The 13042-nt window shown below is 61.5% G+C and carries 23 protein-coding genes and 1 pseudogene; 17 read left to right on the forward strand and 7 right to left on the reverse strand.

The window, feature by feature from the left end; all coding sequences use genetic code 11:
• Window positions 1-4 precede the first annotated feature (4 nt).
• Complete coding sequence (locus tag EQG66_RS09725; protein ID WP_129404384.1) at window positions 5-1546, forward strand: DHA2 family efflux MFS transporter permease subunit; 1542 nt, start codon at window positions 5-7, stop codon at window positions 1544-1546.
• Window positions 1547-2076: 530 nt separating this feature from the next.
• Here the strand turns inward: EQG66_RS09725 and EQG66_RS09730 are convergent.
• Together EQG66_RS09730 and EQG66_RS09735 are read right to left on the reverse strand one after the other, a co-directional pair.
• A complete protein-coding gene (locus EQG66_RS09730) occupies window positions 2077-2349 on the reverse strand; it encodes a conjugal transfer protein TraD (protein WP_245988006.1) in 273 nt (90 codons plus the stop codon).
• Window positions 2327-2632, reverse strand: coding sequence for a conjugal transfer protein TraD (locus tag EQG66_RS09735; RefSeq protein ID WP_129404385.1), 306 nt, complete (start codon window positions 2630-2632; stop codon window positions 2327-2329). The genes EQG66_RS09730 and EQG66_RS09735 overlap by 23 nt, the downstream gene beginning before the upstream one ends.
• 173 nt (window positions 2633-2805) lie before the next feature.
• Here EQG66_RS09735 and mobQ point away from each other — a divergent pair.
• Window positions 2806-3999: pseudogene (gene mobQ / locus EQG66_RS09740) on the forward strand (MobQ family relaxase); the annotation flags it as partial.
• Between the two features lie 317 nt (window positions 4000-4316).
• Here mobQ and EQG66_RS15330 read toward each other — a convergent pair.
• Genes EQG66_RS15330 through EQG66_RS09760 form a run of 5 tightly spaced genes read right to left on the reverse strand, consistent with a single transcriptional unit; the run spans window position 4317 to window position 5931 of the window.
• On the reverse strand, window positions 4317-4598 hold the full coding sequence (locus tag EQG66_RS15330; RefSeq protein WP_164975647.1) for a hypothetical protein: 282 nt from the start codon (window positions 4596-4598) through the stop codon (window positions 4317-4319).
• On the reverse strand, window positions 4558-5052 hold the full coding sequence (locus EQG66_RS09745; RefSeq protein ID WP_220428650.1) for an MT-A70 family methyltransferase: 495 nt from the start codon (window positions 5050-5052) through the stop codon (window positions 4558-4560). The genes EQG66_RS15330 and EQG66_RS09745 overlap by 41 nt, the downstream gene beginning before the upstream one ends.
• Window positions 5053-5088: 36 nt before the next feature.
• A complete protein-coding gene (locus tag EQG66_RS09750; protein WP_129404387.1) occupies window positions 5089-5535 on the reverse strand; it encodes a hypothetical protein in 447 nt (148 codons plus the stop codon).
• Entirely contained in the window at window positions 5525-5725 is a 201-nt protein-coding gene (locus EQG66_RS09755) for a hypothetical protein (RefSeq protein ID WP_129404388.1), read from the reverse strand. Before EQG66_RS09755 ends, EQG66_RS09750 begins: the two co-directional genes overlap by 11 nt.
• Window positions 5722-5931, reverse strand: coding sequence for a helix-turn-helix domain-containing protein (locus EQG66_RS09760; RefSeq protein ID WP_129404389.1), 210 nt, complete (start codon window positions 5929-5931; stop codon window positions 5722-5724). The genes EQG66_RS09755 and EQG66_RS09760 overlap by 4 nt, the downstream gene beginning before the upstream one ends.
• A gap of 94 nt (window positions 5932-6025) precedes the next feature.
• On the opposite strand from EQG66_RS09760, the gene EQG66_RS09765 reads away from it, so the two are divergent.
• From EQG66_RS09765 to EQG66_RS09810, 15 genes are all read left to right on the forward strand, one after another.
• Entirely contained in the window at window positions 6026-6361 is a 336-nt protein-coding gene (locus EQG66_RS09765) for a helix-turn-helix domain-containing protein (RefSeq protein WP_164975648.1), read from the forward strand.
• Window positions 6354-6755, forward strand: coding sequence for a hypothetical protein (locus tag EQG66_RS09770; RefSeq protein WP_129404391.1), 402 nt, complete (start codon window positions 6354-6356; stop codon window positions 6753-6755). The genes EQG66_RS09765 and EQG66_RS09770 overlap by 8 nt, the downstream gene beginning before the upstream one ends.
• A gap of 125 nt (window positions 6756-6880) precedes the next feature.
• On the forward strand, window positions 6881-7045 hold the full coding sequence (locus EQG66_RS15335) for a hypothetical protein (RefSeq protein WP_164975649.1): 165 nt from the start codon (window positions 6881-6883) through the stop codon (window positions 7043-7045).
• Window positions 7042-7236: a hypothetical protein gene (locus tag EQG66_RS09775; protein WP_129404392.1), complete on the forward strand. Its 195-nt coding sequence runs from the start codon at window positions 7042-7044 to the stop codon at window positions 7234-7236. The genes EQG66_RS15335 and EQG66_RS09775 overlap by 4 nt, the downstream gene beginning before the upstream one ends.
• Window positions 7233-7394 carry a hypothetical protein gene (locus tag EQG66_RS15340; RefSeq protein ID WP_164975650.1) on the forward strand — a complete coding sequence of 54 codons (162 nt, stop codon included), beginning with the start codon at window positions 7233-7235 and terminating at the stop codon, window positions 7392-7394. Before EQG66_RS09775 ends, EQG66_RS15340 begins: the two co-directional genes overlap by 4 nt.
• Window positions 7391-7516: a hypothetical protein gene (locus EQG66_RS15710; protein ID WP_281273932.1), complete on the forward strand. Its 126-nt coding sequence runs from the start codon at window positions 7391-7393 to the stop codon at window positions 7514-7516. Before EQG66_RS15340 ends, EQG66_RS15710 begins: the two co-directional genes overlap by 4 nt.
• Before the next feature lie 228 nt (window positions 7517-7744).
• Window positions 7745-8692, forward strand: a complete 948-nt coding sequence (locus tag EQG66_RS09780; RefSeq protein ID WP_129404393.1) for a PD-(D/E)XK nuclease-like domain-containing protein — start codon at window positions 7745-7747, stop codon at window positions 8690-8692.
• Window position 8693: 1 nt separating this feature from the next.
• Window positions 8694-9401 carry a 3'-5' exonuclease gene (locus EQG66_RS09785; RefSeq protein ID WP_164975651.1) on the forward strand — a complete coding sequence of 236 codons (708 nt, stop codon included), beginning with the start codon at window positions 8694-8696 and terminating at the stop codon, window positions 9399-9401.
• 2 nt (window positions 9402-9403) lie between these two features.
• A complete protein-coding gene (locus EQG66_RS09790; protein ID WP_129404395.1) occupies window positions 9404-10306 on the forward strand; it encodes a hypothetical protein in 903 nt (300 codons plus the stop codon).
• A 2-nt stretch (window positions 10307-10308) separates the two neighbouring features.
• Window positions 10309-11421 (forward strand): hypothetical protein, encoded by a 1113-nt coding sequence (locus tag EQG66_RS09795; protein ID WP_129404396.1) that lies wholly within the window; start codon window positions 10309-10311, stop codon window positions 11419-11421.
• Window positions 11422-11464: 43 nt separating this feature from the next.
• On the forward strand, window positions 11465-11626 hold the full coding sequence (locus EQG66_RS15345; protein WP_164975652.1) for a hypothetical protein: 162 nt from the start codon (window positions 11465-11467) through the stop codon (window positions 11624-11626).
• Window positions 11619-12323 carry a hypothetical protein gene (locus tag EQG66_RS09800; RefSeq protein ID WP_129404397.1) on the forward strand — a complete coding sequence of 235 codons (705 nt, stop codon included), beginning with the start codon at window positions 11619-11621 and terminating at the stop codon, window positions 12321-12323. The genes EQG66_RS15345 and EQG66_RS09800 overlap by 8 nt, the downstream gene beginning before the upstream one ends.
• Window positions 12316-12558 carry a hypothetical protein gene (locus tag EQG66_RS15450; RefSeq protein ID WP_220428651.1) on the forward strand — a complete coding sequence of 81 codons (243 nt, stop codon included), beginning with the start codon at window positions 12316-12318 and terminating at the stop codon, window positions 12556-12558. Before EQG66_RS09800 ends, EQG66_RS15450 begins: the two co-directional genes overlap by 8 nt.
• Window positions 12559-12930, forward strand: a complete 372-nt coding sequence (locus EQG66_RS09805; protein WP_129404398.1) for a hypothetical protein — start codon at window positions 12559-12561, stop codon at window positions 12928-12930.
• The coding region (locus EQG66_RS09810) for a DUF5131 family protein (RefSeq protein ID WP_129403981.1) at window positions 12923-13042 on the forward strand (120 nt) is incomplete at its 3' end. The genes EQG66_RS09805 and EQG66_RS09810, both read left to right, overlap by 8 nt.

Raw genomic sequence — 13042 nt, forward strand, 5'->3', positions numbered from 1 at the left:
TCTCATGGCCAGCGCCGCAAGCGACGGACCCGTCATCCGGCCCATGACCGGCGCAAAGCTGATCCTGGCCGCGATCATCATCGGCCTCGGCAACTTTCTCGTCGTGCTCGACACGACCATCGCCAATGTCTCGATCCCGACCATTGCTGGGTCTCTGGGCGTATCGCCGACACAGGCGACCTGGGTGATAACCTCCTATGCAGTAGCCGAAGCCATCACCGTGCCGCTCACCGGCTGGTTGGCCCGGCGTTTCGGCGGCCTGCGGGTGTTCATCACCTCATATCTCGCCTTCGGCGCCATCTCCATCCTGTGCGGTCTTTCCACGACGCTGGAGATGCTGATTGCAGGGCGTGTGCTGCTCGGCCTTGCCGGAGGCACAATCATCCCACTGTCGCTCACTCTGTTGCTGCGCATCTTCCCGCCTGAAAAGGCCACTATCGGCACGATCATCTGGGCGATGACCACAACCGTCGCCCCCATCGCCGGGCCGATCCTCGGCGGCGTCATCTCCGACAATATCGGTTGGGAGTGGATATTCTTCATCAATGTGCCGCTGGCCTTCGCCGGCGGGTTGGGTCTCATCTGGCTGATGCGCGATCAGCACGACCCGACGGCCAAAGCCAAGGTGGACGGCGTAGGCCTCGGCCTGCTCATCGTCTGGGTCGGAGCGCTGCAGATCATGCTCGACGAGGGACGCAACCTCGACTGGTTCGCTTCCACCGAAGTTCGGGTGCTCGCGGTTGTCGCCGCGATCGGATTTGTCGCCTTTCTGATCTGGGAACTGACCGAGAAGGAGCCGATCGTCAATCTGCGGGTGTTCCGCCATCGCGGGTTCGTCGCGGCCTCGCTGACCTATTCAGCGGCGTTCGGCGCCTTCTTCGCCACGATCGTGCTCATCCCGCTCTGGCTCCAGCAGAATATGGGCTACACTGCGACATGGGCTGGCTATGCGACTGGGATCATGGGGATATTAGCGGTCATCTCCTCGCCGATCATCGGCAAGGCGGCCGAGAAGATCGATCCCCGGCTGATCGTATTTATCGGCGTCATGGGCCTTGGCGCCATCGCCGCATGGCGCACCACCTTCACGCCCGACATCACCTTTGGACAAATGGCCTGGCCAATGCTGCTGACAGGGCCGTTCCTGATGATGTTCTTCATCCCCGTGACGGGCCTGTGCATCTCCAGCGTCGAGCAGCATGAGCAGGCCGATGCCGCAGGTATTTCCAACTTCATGCGCACGGTCGCCGGCGCCTTTGCCGCCGCCCTCGTGCAGACGGGCTGGAACAACGCCGCGCGCGAGAACCAGGCGGAACTGGTCGGCACCATGACGCAGGACCGCGCCACGCTCGACGCCATGATGGCCGATGGAACATCGCAGGAGGTGGCCACCACCATGCTGACCGGCATGGTGCAGGGCCAGAGCGTCATTCTCGCCACGCTCGACATGTTCTCGATGCTGGCCATCTGTTTCGCATTCGCCGCTATGCTCATTTGGCTGGTGCCCAAACCCAAAGGACCGCTCGACATGAGCGGCGGGCATTAGGAACCATCTGTCGATGGTCCGCGAACCATGCCCGGACTTGCATCCAGGCCAGTCGAACGCTGTAAGATAGCGTCGATGCTGACGGTCCATCATGTCCGAACCGGCTGCGATGCCCACTAAGATGTCAGCTGACGGATATTCATCAGAAGCGGCCCAACGCCAGCTTAGGGCGTGGTCTTGCGCGTTCAGCGCATTTGACTGGAATGGTGGAGGGCGGAATAGCTGCTACACGCTCAGCGCCATCACAAAGCTGCCACTGACACTCCGTCCCTCACTTCTCACGGTAGCGCAGAGCCTCGATCAGGGCGGCCAGGCCGTCGAGAAACTGAACGCGTTCTACGGCGAAAACCTCTGACGTAAGCGAAGCTCGGGCCGGTTACCCATCGCGGTGTCCGATCGCAGTCGTGCCGTCTCTAACGTCCGCAATCAGGCGGTGTCGAAGGGGATTGGAATGACTGATATGAGGGCGCTTAGCTGCCATCAGCCAGCAGACGAAAAGCCATAAGAATTCTCCATGACACTCATCTATCTCAGCCCTGCTGATCCGCCTCGAATGCCCGTTTCCCCTTGCGCCTGAACAGCACCAGCGCCTGCGCACCATCCGGCCCGCGCAGCTTGGCGGCCACGGTGAGGAACGCGCCGTAAAGAGCCGCCCGATCATCGTCGGTCAGCTCGACCAGATCGGCCTTGGCGACCAGGCCGCCCAGCTCGATCAGTTGCCGCGTCCGTTCGCGTCGTTTTACCTGCCATTCGCGCATGTCGGTTCTCGCCTTTGCCGCCTCAAGCCGATGCCGCGCCGCCATCGAGCGGAAGAGTGCCTTCCGGCTGCTGGCGAGGCCCGTTCGCAGTGTCGCGTGGCTTGCCCTGAAAGAAGGCCGCGCCGCGCTTGCGCCAGCCCTCCCCGATCGCCTTGTCGGCATTGGCGGCAGCGTCGAGCAGTGCGCCCGCCAGGACATCGGCATCGAGCGCGTCGGCTCCTGTTGCCGTGACCAGCGCGCCGAGGTCGCGCACGCGGCGTTCCTTCAGTTGCTTCGCTTTGTCGGCGAGCGCCTTCAGTTCCGAATCAAAATCGCGGGGTTTGCGCATGGGAAGTCTCCATCTTTGGTGTGATGGAGCCATGATAATCGTGCTTGTAATCCAATGCAGTAAGGTTGCCGGGACAGTGTGATACCGCCTAGTCCCGATCAGGATTTTATCATGAGAGGGCGCGCTTATACGTCGTGCCGACGCAGGCTTTGCGGTGTAACTGGATTGCCGTCATGGCAATCTTTCACTTCAGCGCAAAGGTCATCGGAAGGTCGAGCGGACGCAGTGCCGTTGCGGCAGCAGCCTATCGCGCAGGCGAGAGATTGCACGACGAACGCATCGACCGTGACCATGACTTCACGAGCAAGGCAGGCGTTCTTCACTCCGAAGTAATGCTGCCAAAAGGCGCGCCCGAAGCCTTCGTCGACCGGGCAACCTTGTGGAACGCGGTCGAGGCAGCGGAGAAACGCAAGGATGCGCAGCTCGCCCGCGAGGTCGAGTTCGCGCTGCCCCGCGAGCTGTCGAGGAAAGACAACATCAAGCTGGCGCGCGAGTTCGTGAAGGCCGAGTTCGTCGAGAGAGGCATGATCGCCGATCTCAATGTCCATTGGGATATCGGCGAAGACGGGAAGGCGAAGCCGCACGCGCATGTCATGCTGACCATGCGCGAGGGTACCAAGGACGGCTTTGGCGCAAAGGTTCGCGACTGGAACAAGACCGCGCTGATCGAGCAATGGCGTGAGCGCTGGGCCGATCATGTCAATCGTGCCCTAGCCGAACGCGACATCGATGCGCGGATCGATCATCGCAGCCTGGAGGCGCAAGGCATTGCGCTGGAGCCGCAGGACAAGATCGGCCCCGCCGCCTCACGCATTGGCGGTCGCGGATTGGAAGCCGAGCGGATCGAGGAACACCGCGCCATTGCCCAGCGCAATGGCGAGCGGATCATCGCCAATCCCGCGCTCGCACTGGATGCGATCACGCACCAGCAAGCCACATTCACCAGGCGCGACCTTGCTGCCTTCGTTCACCGGCACAGCGACGGGAAGGAGCAGTTCGACGCCGCCTACAATGCAGTGCGCGCATCGCCCGAACTCATCGCCCTGGGCAAGGACGGACGCGGGCAGGACCGCTTCACTTCCCGGGCGATGATCGAGACCGAACAGCGCCTGCATCGCGCCGCTGACACGATGGCACAGCGCACCGAGCAGGGCGTCAATGACGTTCAGCGGAATGCAGCATTCGTGAATGCTGCGAAGCGCGGCTTGGTCCTGTCTGGAGAGCAGAAAGCCGCCTTCGAGCATGTCACCAACAGCAAGGGTCTTGCCGTGGTCGTTGGCTATGCCGGAACCGGCAAAAGCGCCATGCTGGGCGTGGCGCGTGAGGCTTGGGAATGCGCGGGCTACAATGTACGTGGCGCGGCGCTTTGCCGTTCCGTCTGAGCGCGTAGAACGTGACATTTGGGAAAGCCAGCGCGATGCGGCGGCGGCGCTTGGTGGCTGGTGGTCGCGGCCATGGGGGAAGACGCCGGGCGGCTTTGCGTTCAAGAGTGAGGCGGCCGCGCTGCAATTCGTTGGAGATAGCGCCCCCCCGTCTCATGGGAATAACGACGCAACCCCGTCTCGTGGGAATAGCGCGCCCCAGGCGGCTCCTCGCGCCGATATGGGCGACAAGTTGCGGGGCATGGCGGACACGTTGCAAAGCGCCATCGATGACAAATTCCGCGACCGGCCAAGCAACACCCCTAAGCGAGCAAGGCAGGCGGCGGAAGCGCGACACGAGGGCGCGCAACTGGAACGCGCGCAAAGGATGATGCGGACTCTAGCGGACATGCGCGCGTAATGCGCTCCGACAGTTCAATCATCTGCTGCGTGTCGGGATGCTCGAACGGGGCAGGCTCGTCGACACCCTCCATCTCGCGCTCATACTGGTCATAGGCATCCCAATAGGAACGCAGGCGGCCCTCATGCGCGGCGAAGACATCCTCACTCCACAAGGATTGCAGGCCGGTCAGCCCTGCGCACATCTCCAGGCATCAGGCGCTCAGCTTCGTGATAGGCCTCATCGGGCTTTCTCGAATGCTCGCGTATCGGGCCTTCAATGACCGTCCGCACCACAGGGGCCGTTTCAGGATCTCCATTGGTGAAAAGCAGAAATGGCTCGGATGCTGAGCGGAGCCGATAGCCGGTTCCAAATGCCAGCTTGCCCTTTTTGGTGCGCTTCACCCAAACGCCAGAAGTGACGAACTTGAAGCCCCATGCCCTGCCGACGCCGATCTGTTGGTCAATCATGGGGTGTGTGCCCCAAAGCCACAGCAGGCAGTTGCGCGAGGCGAGGTGGCCAACGGGGAACTGTGCGACGATCTCCTCACAAGTCATCGTCGCATAGTGGTTTTCAGGGGATTTATGCTTCTTGCCGGCGTTTGACCATGTATCGAAACGCCACGGCGGATCCGCCATGATGAAGTCGAACCCGAACATCTTAAGTTCCCCGAATGGCCATCCCCCCGCCATGCCTCACCCCGCTGTGCGCGTGGCGAAGGGCTGCAACGTCGCGATGACGTTATCCGCAATCGGCTCAAGCTGGGCGCGCTCGCGATGGTCAATCACGCCATCGGCCGACATCTCGGCAATCATGGCGGTGGCGGCGCACAGGGTCGCGATCACCGCGCCCGGACGCTCGTGCTTTACCACCAGCTCATGCGCGCCCAGGCCGATCGAGCCGAGAACCTTGGACGTGAACTCGATGCCAAAGAAGTGCATCAGCACCAGCAGCTTGTCAGCCGCCGGGGTGCGCCGCTCCTCGCCCGAAGCGACGTAGCTGGAGAGCGTGCGCGAGGGTATGCCAGTGCCCAGAGACACGTCGGCCACCGAGTATTTGCGGCCTGCGCCCATGAACAGGCCGATGGCTCGCGCGATTTGCTGCGATGCACAATCCTGCTCGATTAATGCGTTATCCGACACAGACATTTGCCTCGTGATGGTTGAAGGTGGAGACATGAAAGGAGGTTTCTTCAGCAATGGTTTTGGGGCTGGCATCGTCCGGGTGGGCAATGGAGTTGCCAGCCCCGCAGGCGCGACCCGATTGGGCTCCTGCATGGCGTGCGGGCATGAGGCCCGAATATTCGGAGGTGTCACAGAGCGCGCAGGTCATGCGGCCTCCTGCGGGTGTGTGGCGAAGACCAGATCGTCCGCCGACACATTACCTTCAGTCGCCTCGACGATTGACCGTATGGCATCGAAGGACGGCTTTTGCTTGCCCTGGATGATCCTCGTGATCGAAGCCGCGCTAAGCCCTGTTTTCCGGGCCAAATCCGCGGCGCTCATCACGCCCGAAGCGATATAGGTGTCTAATCTCATGACGATGACTTACACCGCATGTAATTTTGGGGCAAGCAGGAAATTACACGGGGCGGCATTCCGTGATTACACGGGGTGTAGGATACTGCCGGATATGAAGAATCGGCGCACCTATTTTAAGAACTGGCGGCGGTATCGCCATCTTACCCAGGAGCAGGTCGTCAACAGGCTGGCTATTCATGAAGATGTGCTGCTGCCAAAGACTGAGGCCAGCCTGTCACGTCTGGAGAATGGGAAGCAGCAATACAGCCAGCGCGTCCTAGAGGCTCTGTCGGACATCTATGAATGCGAGCCATCAGAGCTGTTGAGTCGTGACCCTTTGAAGGACGGCCAACTCATAGACTTCCTTAAGGCTCTGGACGAGCGTAAGCAGCAGCAGGTAATGGCAATCATAGAGGCTTTAGCTAAAACCGATGGAACAAATGGATGACGACAGCGGCTCAGGCTTGACACCTGACGGGCAGCACGGATGGCTGGACGAACGCGACAAAGCGCCGGTTTTTAGGGGAGATGGCGGGGGGATTATAACCACCTCCTGGTGGTGCGCCGGCCTTTCCGTGTTTTGCCTGATCGCCGCCATGATGATTTCGACGCAGGATTATATGGGGAATGTGGACCAATCAAACATCCAGTCCCGATTCTTCATCTCCCTGCTAGGTGGGTTTTTCGCGTGGTGTTGGTCTATACTATTTGGTGTTGGTCATATCGTGCGGGCGATCTACTTCCTGCCGGGGCGCTCTATGAAGGTGTGCGCCGAAACAGCCGAGGTAAGGGCTAAAATCACAGCAAGGAAGGCGGCTGAGGCACTACCTGGCACAGATTAACGCGGCAAACAAAACGCAGAGCCGAAAAGCGGCTTGCATAAATAAATTACATAGCATGTAATTTTCTGTTGCAATAGATTACACGCGGTGTAATAACAGCTTCCATCAACCCGATGGAGGCACCCGTGTCACAACCCCTCAATTCCACCACAGCAGACAGCGGCTTTGATGATCGCGTTCGTGATGGCTGTGGCCTTCTGGTCGCCGCCGCCCTCATCGCTTTCTGGGTGATCGGCGGCGCGCTGCTGGTCAACTGGCTGGCCCCGTTGGCTCCGGCAGGTGCGTCATGACGATGTACGACCGGGACAACCCTCAGCACCTCGATCACTTGAGCGTGAACAGCGCCAACATGCTGCGGGCTTCGGAGGAAGTCCGGCGCGTGATGGAGGAGACGGGCATGGGCCAGATGCAGGCCATCAACCATGTCCGCCAGCGCCGTGCCTTGCATCAGCGGATGCGCAACCAAGGGAGGTTTGCATGACGTTCAACCAAGCCTTCGCCATCGCTCTGATGGCTGCTCTGATGACTGGATTCACCCAAGGCGAATATTCTGGATGGAAATCCTTGGCGCTCTCAGTTCTGACCTATTTGTTCAGCAAACTGATCTGGTGGTTCTTCGTCGATCGGAAATCGGCATGACGTTCGCAGCCGTCATAGCAGCCGTTCTGTTCGGCCCTGCTCTCCTCATCATGGTGTTCGCCCTCGGCTACAAGCTCAAGCGGCTGTGGCGCGACCTGTCCGCTTGGGAGTGGTGGCAATGACAACGCTGCGCAGAGCCATCTCCATCCCCTTCATGCTGATCGGCCTCGTGTTCGCGCTGCTGGCTGGCCTGTTCTACCTGATCGACGATCTGATTATTGGGGAAGGTGAGCAATGATGACGCTCCGCAGGTTCATCGCCTTTCCGTTCGCCGTCATAGCCCTTGCGCTCACCGCCCTGGCTATCATTGCCGTTGTGATAAACAACGCGCTGGTCGGGGGTGGCGATTGATGACGCCGCTCATTTCCAAGCCGGGCGCATATTCGGGGATATCGAACGCCGACTATCACCGCAACCCGCATTTGCTGCCGGATTTCTCTCTGTCGGCCAGCGGGGCAAAGACCATCCTGTCGCGCAGCCTGTTCCACTTCTGGGCGGACAGCCCGATGAACCCGAACCGGCCAGAGGATAGCGACAAGCCGCATTTCGTCGAAGGCCGCGCCGCGCATGATCTGCTGCTGCTGCCGGACCAGTGGAGCAAGCTGTACCATGTCACGCCAGCGGGCTTCACCAGATCCGCGACGAGGAGATGGGCCGAGGAAATCGAGGCTGTCGAGTATGCCGAGAGCAGGGGCAAAAGCATCCTGTCCCACAGTCAGCACCAGAAAGTGCTGGCGATGGCGGATGCGATCGGCCTGCAATCCGTTGCCCGCAATGCGCTGTCGAACGGCGAGGCCGAGGTGACTATCGCATGGCAGGACAAGGAAACCGGCGTGTGGCTGCGGTGCCGCCCTGACTGGCTCCCCCATCCCGTCATCAAGGGCGCCGATGTGCGCGTGGTGACGGATCTCAAGTTCATGGCGCCGGAATATTGCTCCCCGGCGGGCTTTTCCAACGCGATCGACCGCTTCGGCTACCATTTGGCGGCCGCATTCTATTTCGAGGGCATCAAGCACGCCTACGGCAAGGAGCCGACGCACTGGCTGCATCTCGTGGTGGAGAAAGAGTTTCCCTACAGCGTTTCGCTCTACCCACTGCCCGCCGCCGACATCGAGCGGGGCAGGCACCAGATGCGTATGGCTGTCACGCGCTTTGCCGACGCGCTGAGCGCCGACAAGTGGCCTTCATATGCTGACGAGCCAACCGAAGTCGGCCTGCCGGGCTGGGCGCGCAAAACCATCGACCAATTCGGATCGCGGCAAGACGCCGCGCTTATCAACGCTACATCGGGAGAATAAGATGATCCTCGGATACGATACCGAAACCACCGGCCTGCCGCTTTGGCATGAGCCATCGGACGCCCACAGCCAGCCACATCTGATCCAGATTGCCTTGCTGCTGCACGACATGAAGGGCAACGAAGTTGATCGCCTGACGACTATCGTAAAGCCGGGGCCGGGCGCTGTCATGGCGCCGGAGGCTCTGGAGGCCCACGGCATCACGCTTGAGCGCGCAATGGATGAGGGTATGGACCCCTCCGATGTCGTCGACATCTTTCTGGACTGGTCCGCAAAGGTGGACCTCATGGTCGGGCACAATGAATCGTTCGACCGCCGGATCATGCGGATAGCCGCGGCACGGCACAAGGGCTTCAAATGGGAGCCGACATGCCCGAACTTCTGCACCCTGTATCGTTCCAAGTTTATCATGAACTTGCCACCTACCGCCAAGATGATCGCTGCTGGTGTGCCGGGGCCGAAATCCCCGAACCTTGGCGAGTGCATTCGCCACTTCTTCAATGAGGATCTGGACGGGGCGCATGACGCGATGGTCGATATATCGGCCTCCATGCGTGTGTTCTGGCATCTGGTCCGCGATTGCGGCGTCCCGATGTTCAAATCCGCACGATCGTCGAACGCGAAGCCTCGATCGACCCGGCCCGCAACATCACCGGGCAATCCCTTCGCCGCAGCGGCGGCCCTCTTGAACCAAGCAGCGGGAGAATAATCGTGGCGAATGAAGTTGCGACCATCGACGACAAGAAGGTGCCGGCCAAGGCGCCTGTCCAAGCTGGAGGCAAGCTGGCGGCCTTCGTGCCGTCCACACTGGATGAGGCATGGAGGCTTTCGGGTGCCCTCGCTGCGTCTGGCATGACGCCCAAGTCCTACGGGAATGACCAGAACAAGATCATGGTCGGAATTATGGCGGGCGCAGAAGTTGGCCTTACGCCGTTCGCTGCGCTCCAGTCGATCGCCGTCATCGGGAATAATCCGTCCCTGTGGGGTGATGGGGCTCTCGCGCTTGTGCAGGCGTCCGGGCTACTTGTCGACATGGAGGAGACGGACGACGGCAACACCGCGACATGCAGGCTTGTGCGCGTGGGCCGCTCGACTCCCATCGTTCGCACATTCAGCATGGAGGAAGCCAAGAAGGCCGGGCTGGCTGGCAAGGCCGGACCCTGGACTCAGTATCCGGCGCGTATGAGGCAGATGCGTGCGCGGGCGTTCGCGCTGCGTGACGGCTTCTCCGACGTGCTCAAGGGCTTGCACATCGTCGAGGAAGTCCGTGACTACACGCCATTCGAGGGCGAGGCCACAGCATCCCGCCCCGCGCTCACCTCGGCCATGCTCGCATCGCAGGCCGGTGGTGGGGATGTGGAGGAAATCGTCGAGGAAGGCCGCTCCGACGAACAGCATGGCGACCAGCACGACGGCACCGAGGCCAGCCCCGAAGATCGCGCCGTCTCCGATCTCCTCTACCTGATTTACGAGACACGGGCGCAGGAAGAACTCGACGCCTGCATGTCGAAAGTGGCCGCCCTGCGTGGCTCGCTGCCCTCCGACAAAATCACCGAACTCGACGCCGCCCTCGACGCTGCCGAGGCCCGCATCCTTCGTAGCCAGGGAGAATGAACATGGCCGCCCGCGCCCGCCGCATTGAAGAAGAACCCGCCCAGCCTGCCAATGTTGTTGCCGACATCGTGAGCCGGGTGGAAGACAATCCCGCACTCGTCCTGACCGACGAGGCGGTGTTTGAAGCCTATTACGCGCACGTCGAGCGGCAGGCGCTCAGCATAGAGGTTGACCTGTCCACCAGCGCCGGGCGTGACAGGATCCGGTCAGCAGCCAGCGAGATCGCCCGCAAGAAAACCACGTTCGACAAGACGCGCAAGGATCTGACCGAGGATTACCGCCGCAAGACGGCCACCATCAATGCCGTTGGCAAGCTGGTGGTGGACCGCTTCGCCGCTCTGCAACTCCGGGTGCGCCAGCCGCTCACCGATTACGAGGAGCGCGAGGAGGCTCGCAAGGTTGAGGCCAACCTCATCCTCACCAACCTGCGCGACGCCGCCATTGTTCGCGCTGACGAGACGGCGGAGGATGTGGAGCGCAGGCTGGAGCGCATTCGCGGCATCAACCTCAATGACGAACTGTTCGGCCCGCGCATCGAGATGGCGGTCGACCTGCGCGACGATGCGGTCAAGGCGCTGGGCGAGGCTCTTGCCCGGTTGAAGCAGCAGGAAGCCGACCGCGCCGAACTGGAGCGGCTGCGCAGGATCGCACGCGAGCGCGAGGAGCAGGAGGCGCGGGAGCGTCAGGAGGCCGAGAACCGCCGCGCCGAGGAGCAGCGCAAGGCCGAGGAACAGCGTCGCGCCGACGCCGCGGCCGAGCAAGCCCGGAAAGATGCCGAGGAGGCCGCAGCGCGTGCCCAGCAGGAGGAAATCGACCGCATCAACCGTGAGAAGCAGGCCGAGATCGACGCCGCCAATGAGCGGGCCCGTAAGGCCGAGGAGGATGCGGCGGCCGAGCACCAGCGCATTGCCGACGAAAAAGCCGCTGCCGAAGCTGAGGCACGTCGCGAGGCGGAAGCAAAGGCCAAGCGGGAGGCAGATCAGGAACACCGCACCGCCGTCCGCAAGGCCGCCAAAGAGGCCATCATGACCTGCGGCGCCGACGAGGAAACCGCCCGCAAGATCGTGCTGGCGATTCAGGCGGGAGAAGTGCCGCACATTCGCATCGAGTTTTAACCAAAGGGACGCCGCGCCAGTCCAATAAACGGCGGCGAAGATCATGAGACAGGAAAGCGAAAGCGCGCAGTATTGGCGCAACGTCCACCTCAAAGGCGACAAATCTCCGCCCATCAACCTGCCCGACAGGCGCGTGCGCCGCTCGATCGGCACCGCAACCATGTTGAGGCGTAGCGGTAAGGACGCGGGGGTGATCTATGAATAGCCCCATCAACAGAACCGATGCGCTGTTCGACCATCTCAGCCTGCTCGTGACGGAAGGCAAGCCCTTCACATACGAACGCGCGATGGAAGCCCTGCGATGCACAGACGGGGTTGTCCGAAATCATATGCGCAACCTCGAGGTGGCCGGTAAAGTTGAGTTCAACGTTGTGCGGGTCGGCAACGACTATGACTACAGCGTGACCGTTACGGGCCTTGGCTCTACCCCCTGGAATGACCTCAATGGCCGTCTGGCACGGCGCAGCGAAAGCGCGCGCCAGAGCTTGATCGAATGGCGCAAGCGCACCGGGTGGTCTTTGAACCAAATCGCCACCGCCATGGGTATGGTCAACGGGCATAACATCAACGCCTGCCTGATAAGCAAACTGCTTGATGGCGGCATGATGCAGGTCGATTTCCTTCGGGGTCTCTCGAAGTTGATCGACGAGTATCGCAACCCCGACACCTTCGAGCGGTGGAGGGACGCCATCGCCCGCAATGCCACGCGCCGAAAGATGGATGAGCGCGACGAGATACTTCGCCGGGTGGAGCAGGTCGAGCGCGAACGCGAGGAACGCCGCCGCGCGCTTCTCGCCGCTGAGCGCCGCCCGCGTGAGGTTAGGCAGCGGGACTATCTCGACAAGGCGACCCTCGCGGCGCTGTCGGGGCAGATGATGGGGAGGGACCGGGCTTATGGCTGACTGGCAGGACATTAGCAGCGCGCCTTTACAAGAGGGATTTTGCGCAATCGTCGATAACGGAGATCGCATCGGTGAAGCGGTTTGCTGGTCCACTTATGCGTGGAATGATGACGATGACGATCCGCGAGAAGTCATGCGTTGGCGCTGGGCGAACCACGGGAGTTGTGGCTGCTGCTGGGGCGACATGGAACCGCAACCGTTGCGCTGGGTGCCTTTACCAGAGCGGGAGGCATAAATGGCTGACACTCAGCCCATATCCGCATCCGACATGCCCGCAGGTGAGTACGCCATCGTCGAAGCCCTCGGCCACCGCACACTGGTCGGCCGCGTGACCGAGATCGAACGCTTCGGCACCAAGATGCTCCAGGTCGAGCCGCTGTTCGGCGACGTGATGCTGGGGCCAGTGCTGCTCGGCGGCGGGTCTATCTATCAGTTCACGCCCTGTAGCGCGACGATCGCCTACGCGCGCCGGCCGCAGCAAACCTATCAGCTTCCGCCCAGCGTGGCCGCGGTTGTCCCGCCGATCGCGCTGCCGTCGAATGAGGAATTGCCGTCGTTTTTGGTCGAGGACGATGATGAAGCGGATTGGAGCGATAGCGATGGCTGACCGCACTACTATTGAATGGACTGATGCGACCGTCAATTTCTGGTGGGGTTGTACCAAGGTCGGGCCGGGGTGCGATCATTGCTATGCCGAAACATGGTCGAAGCGGACTGGT

The organism is Sphingobium fluviale (assembly GCF_004122115.1).
In the GTDB taxonomy this organism is placed as follows: Bacteria; Pseudomonadota; Alphaproteobacteria; order Sphingomonadales; family Sphingomonadaceae; genus Sphingobium; species Sphingobium fluviale.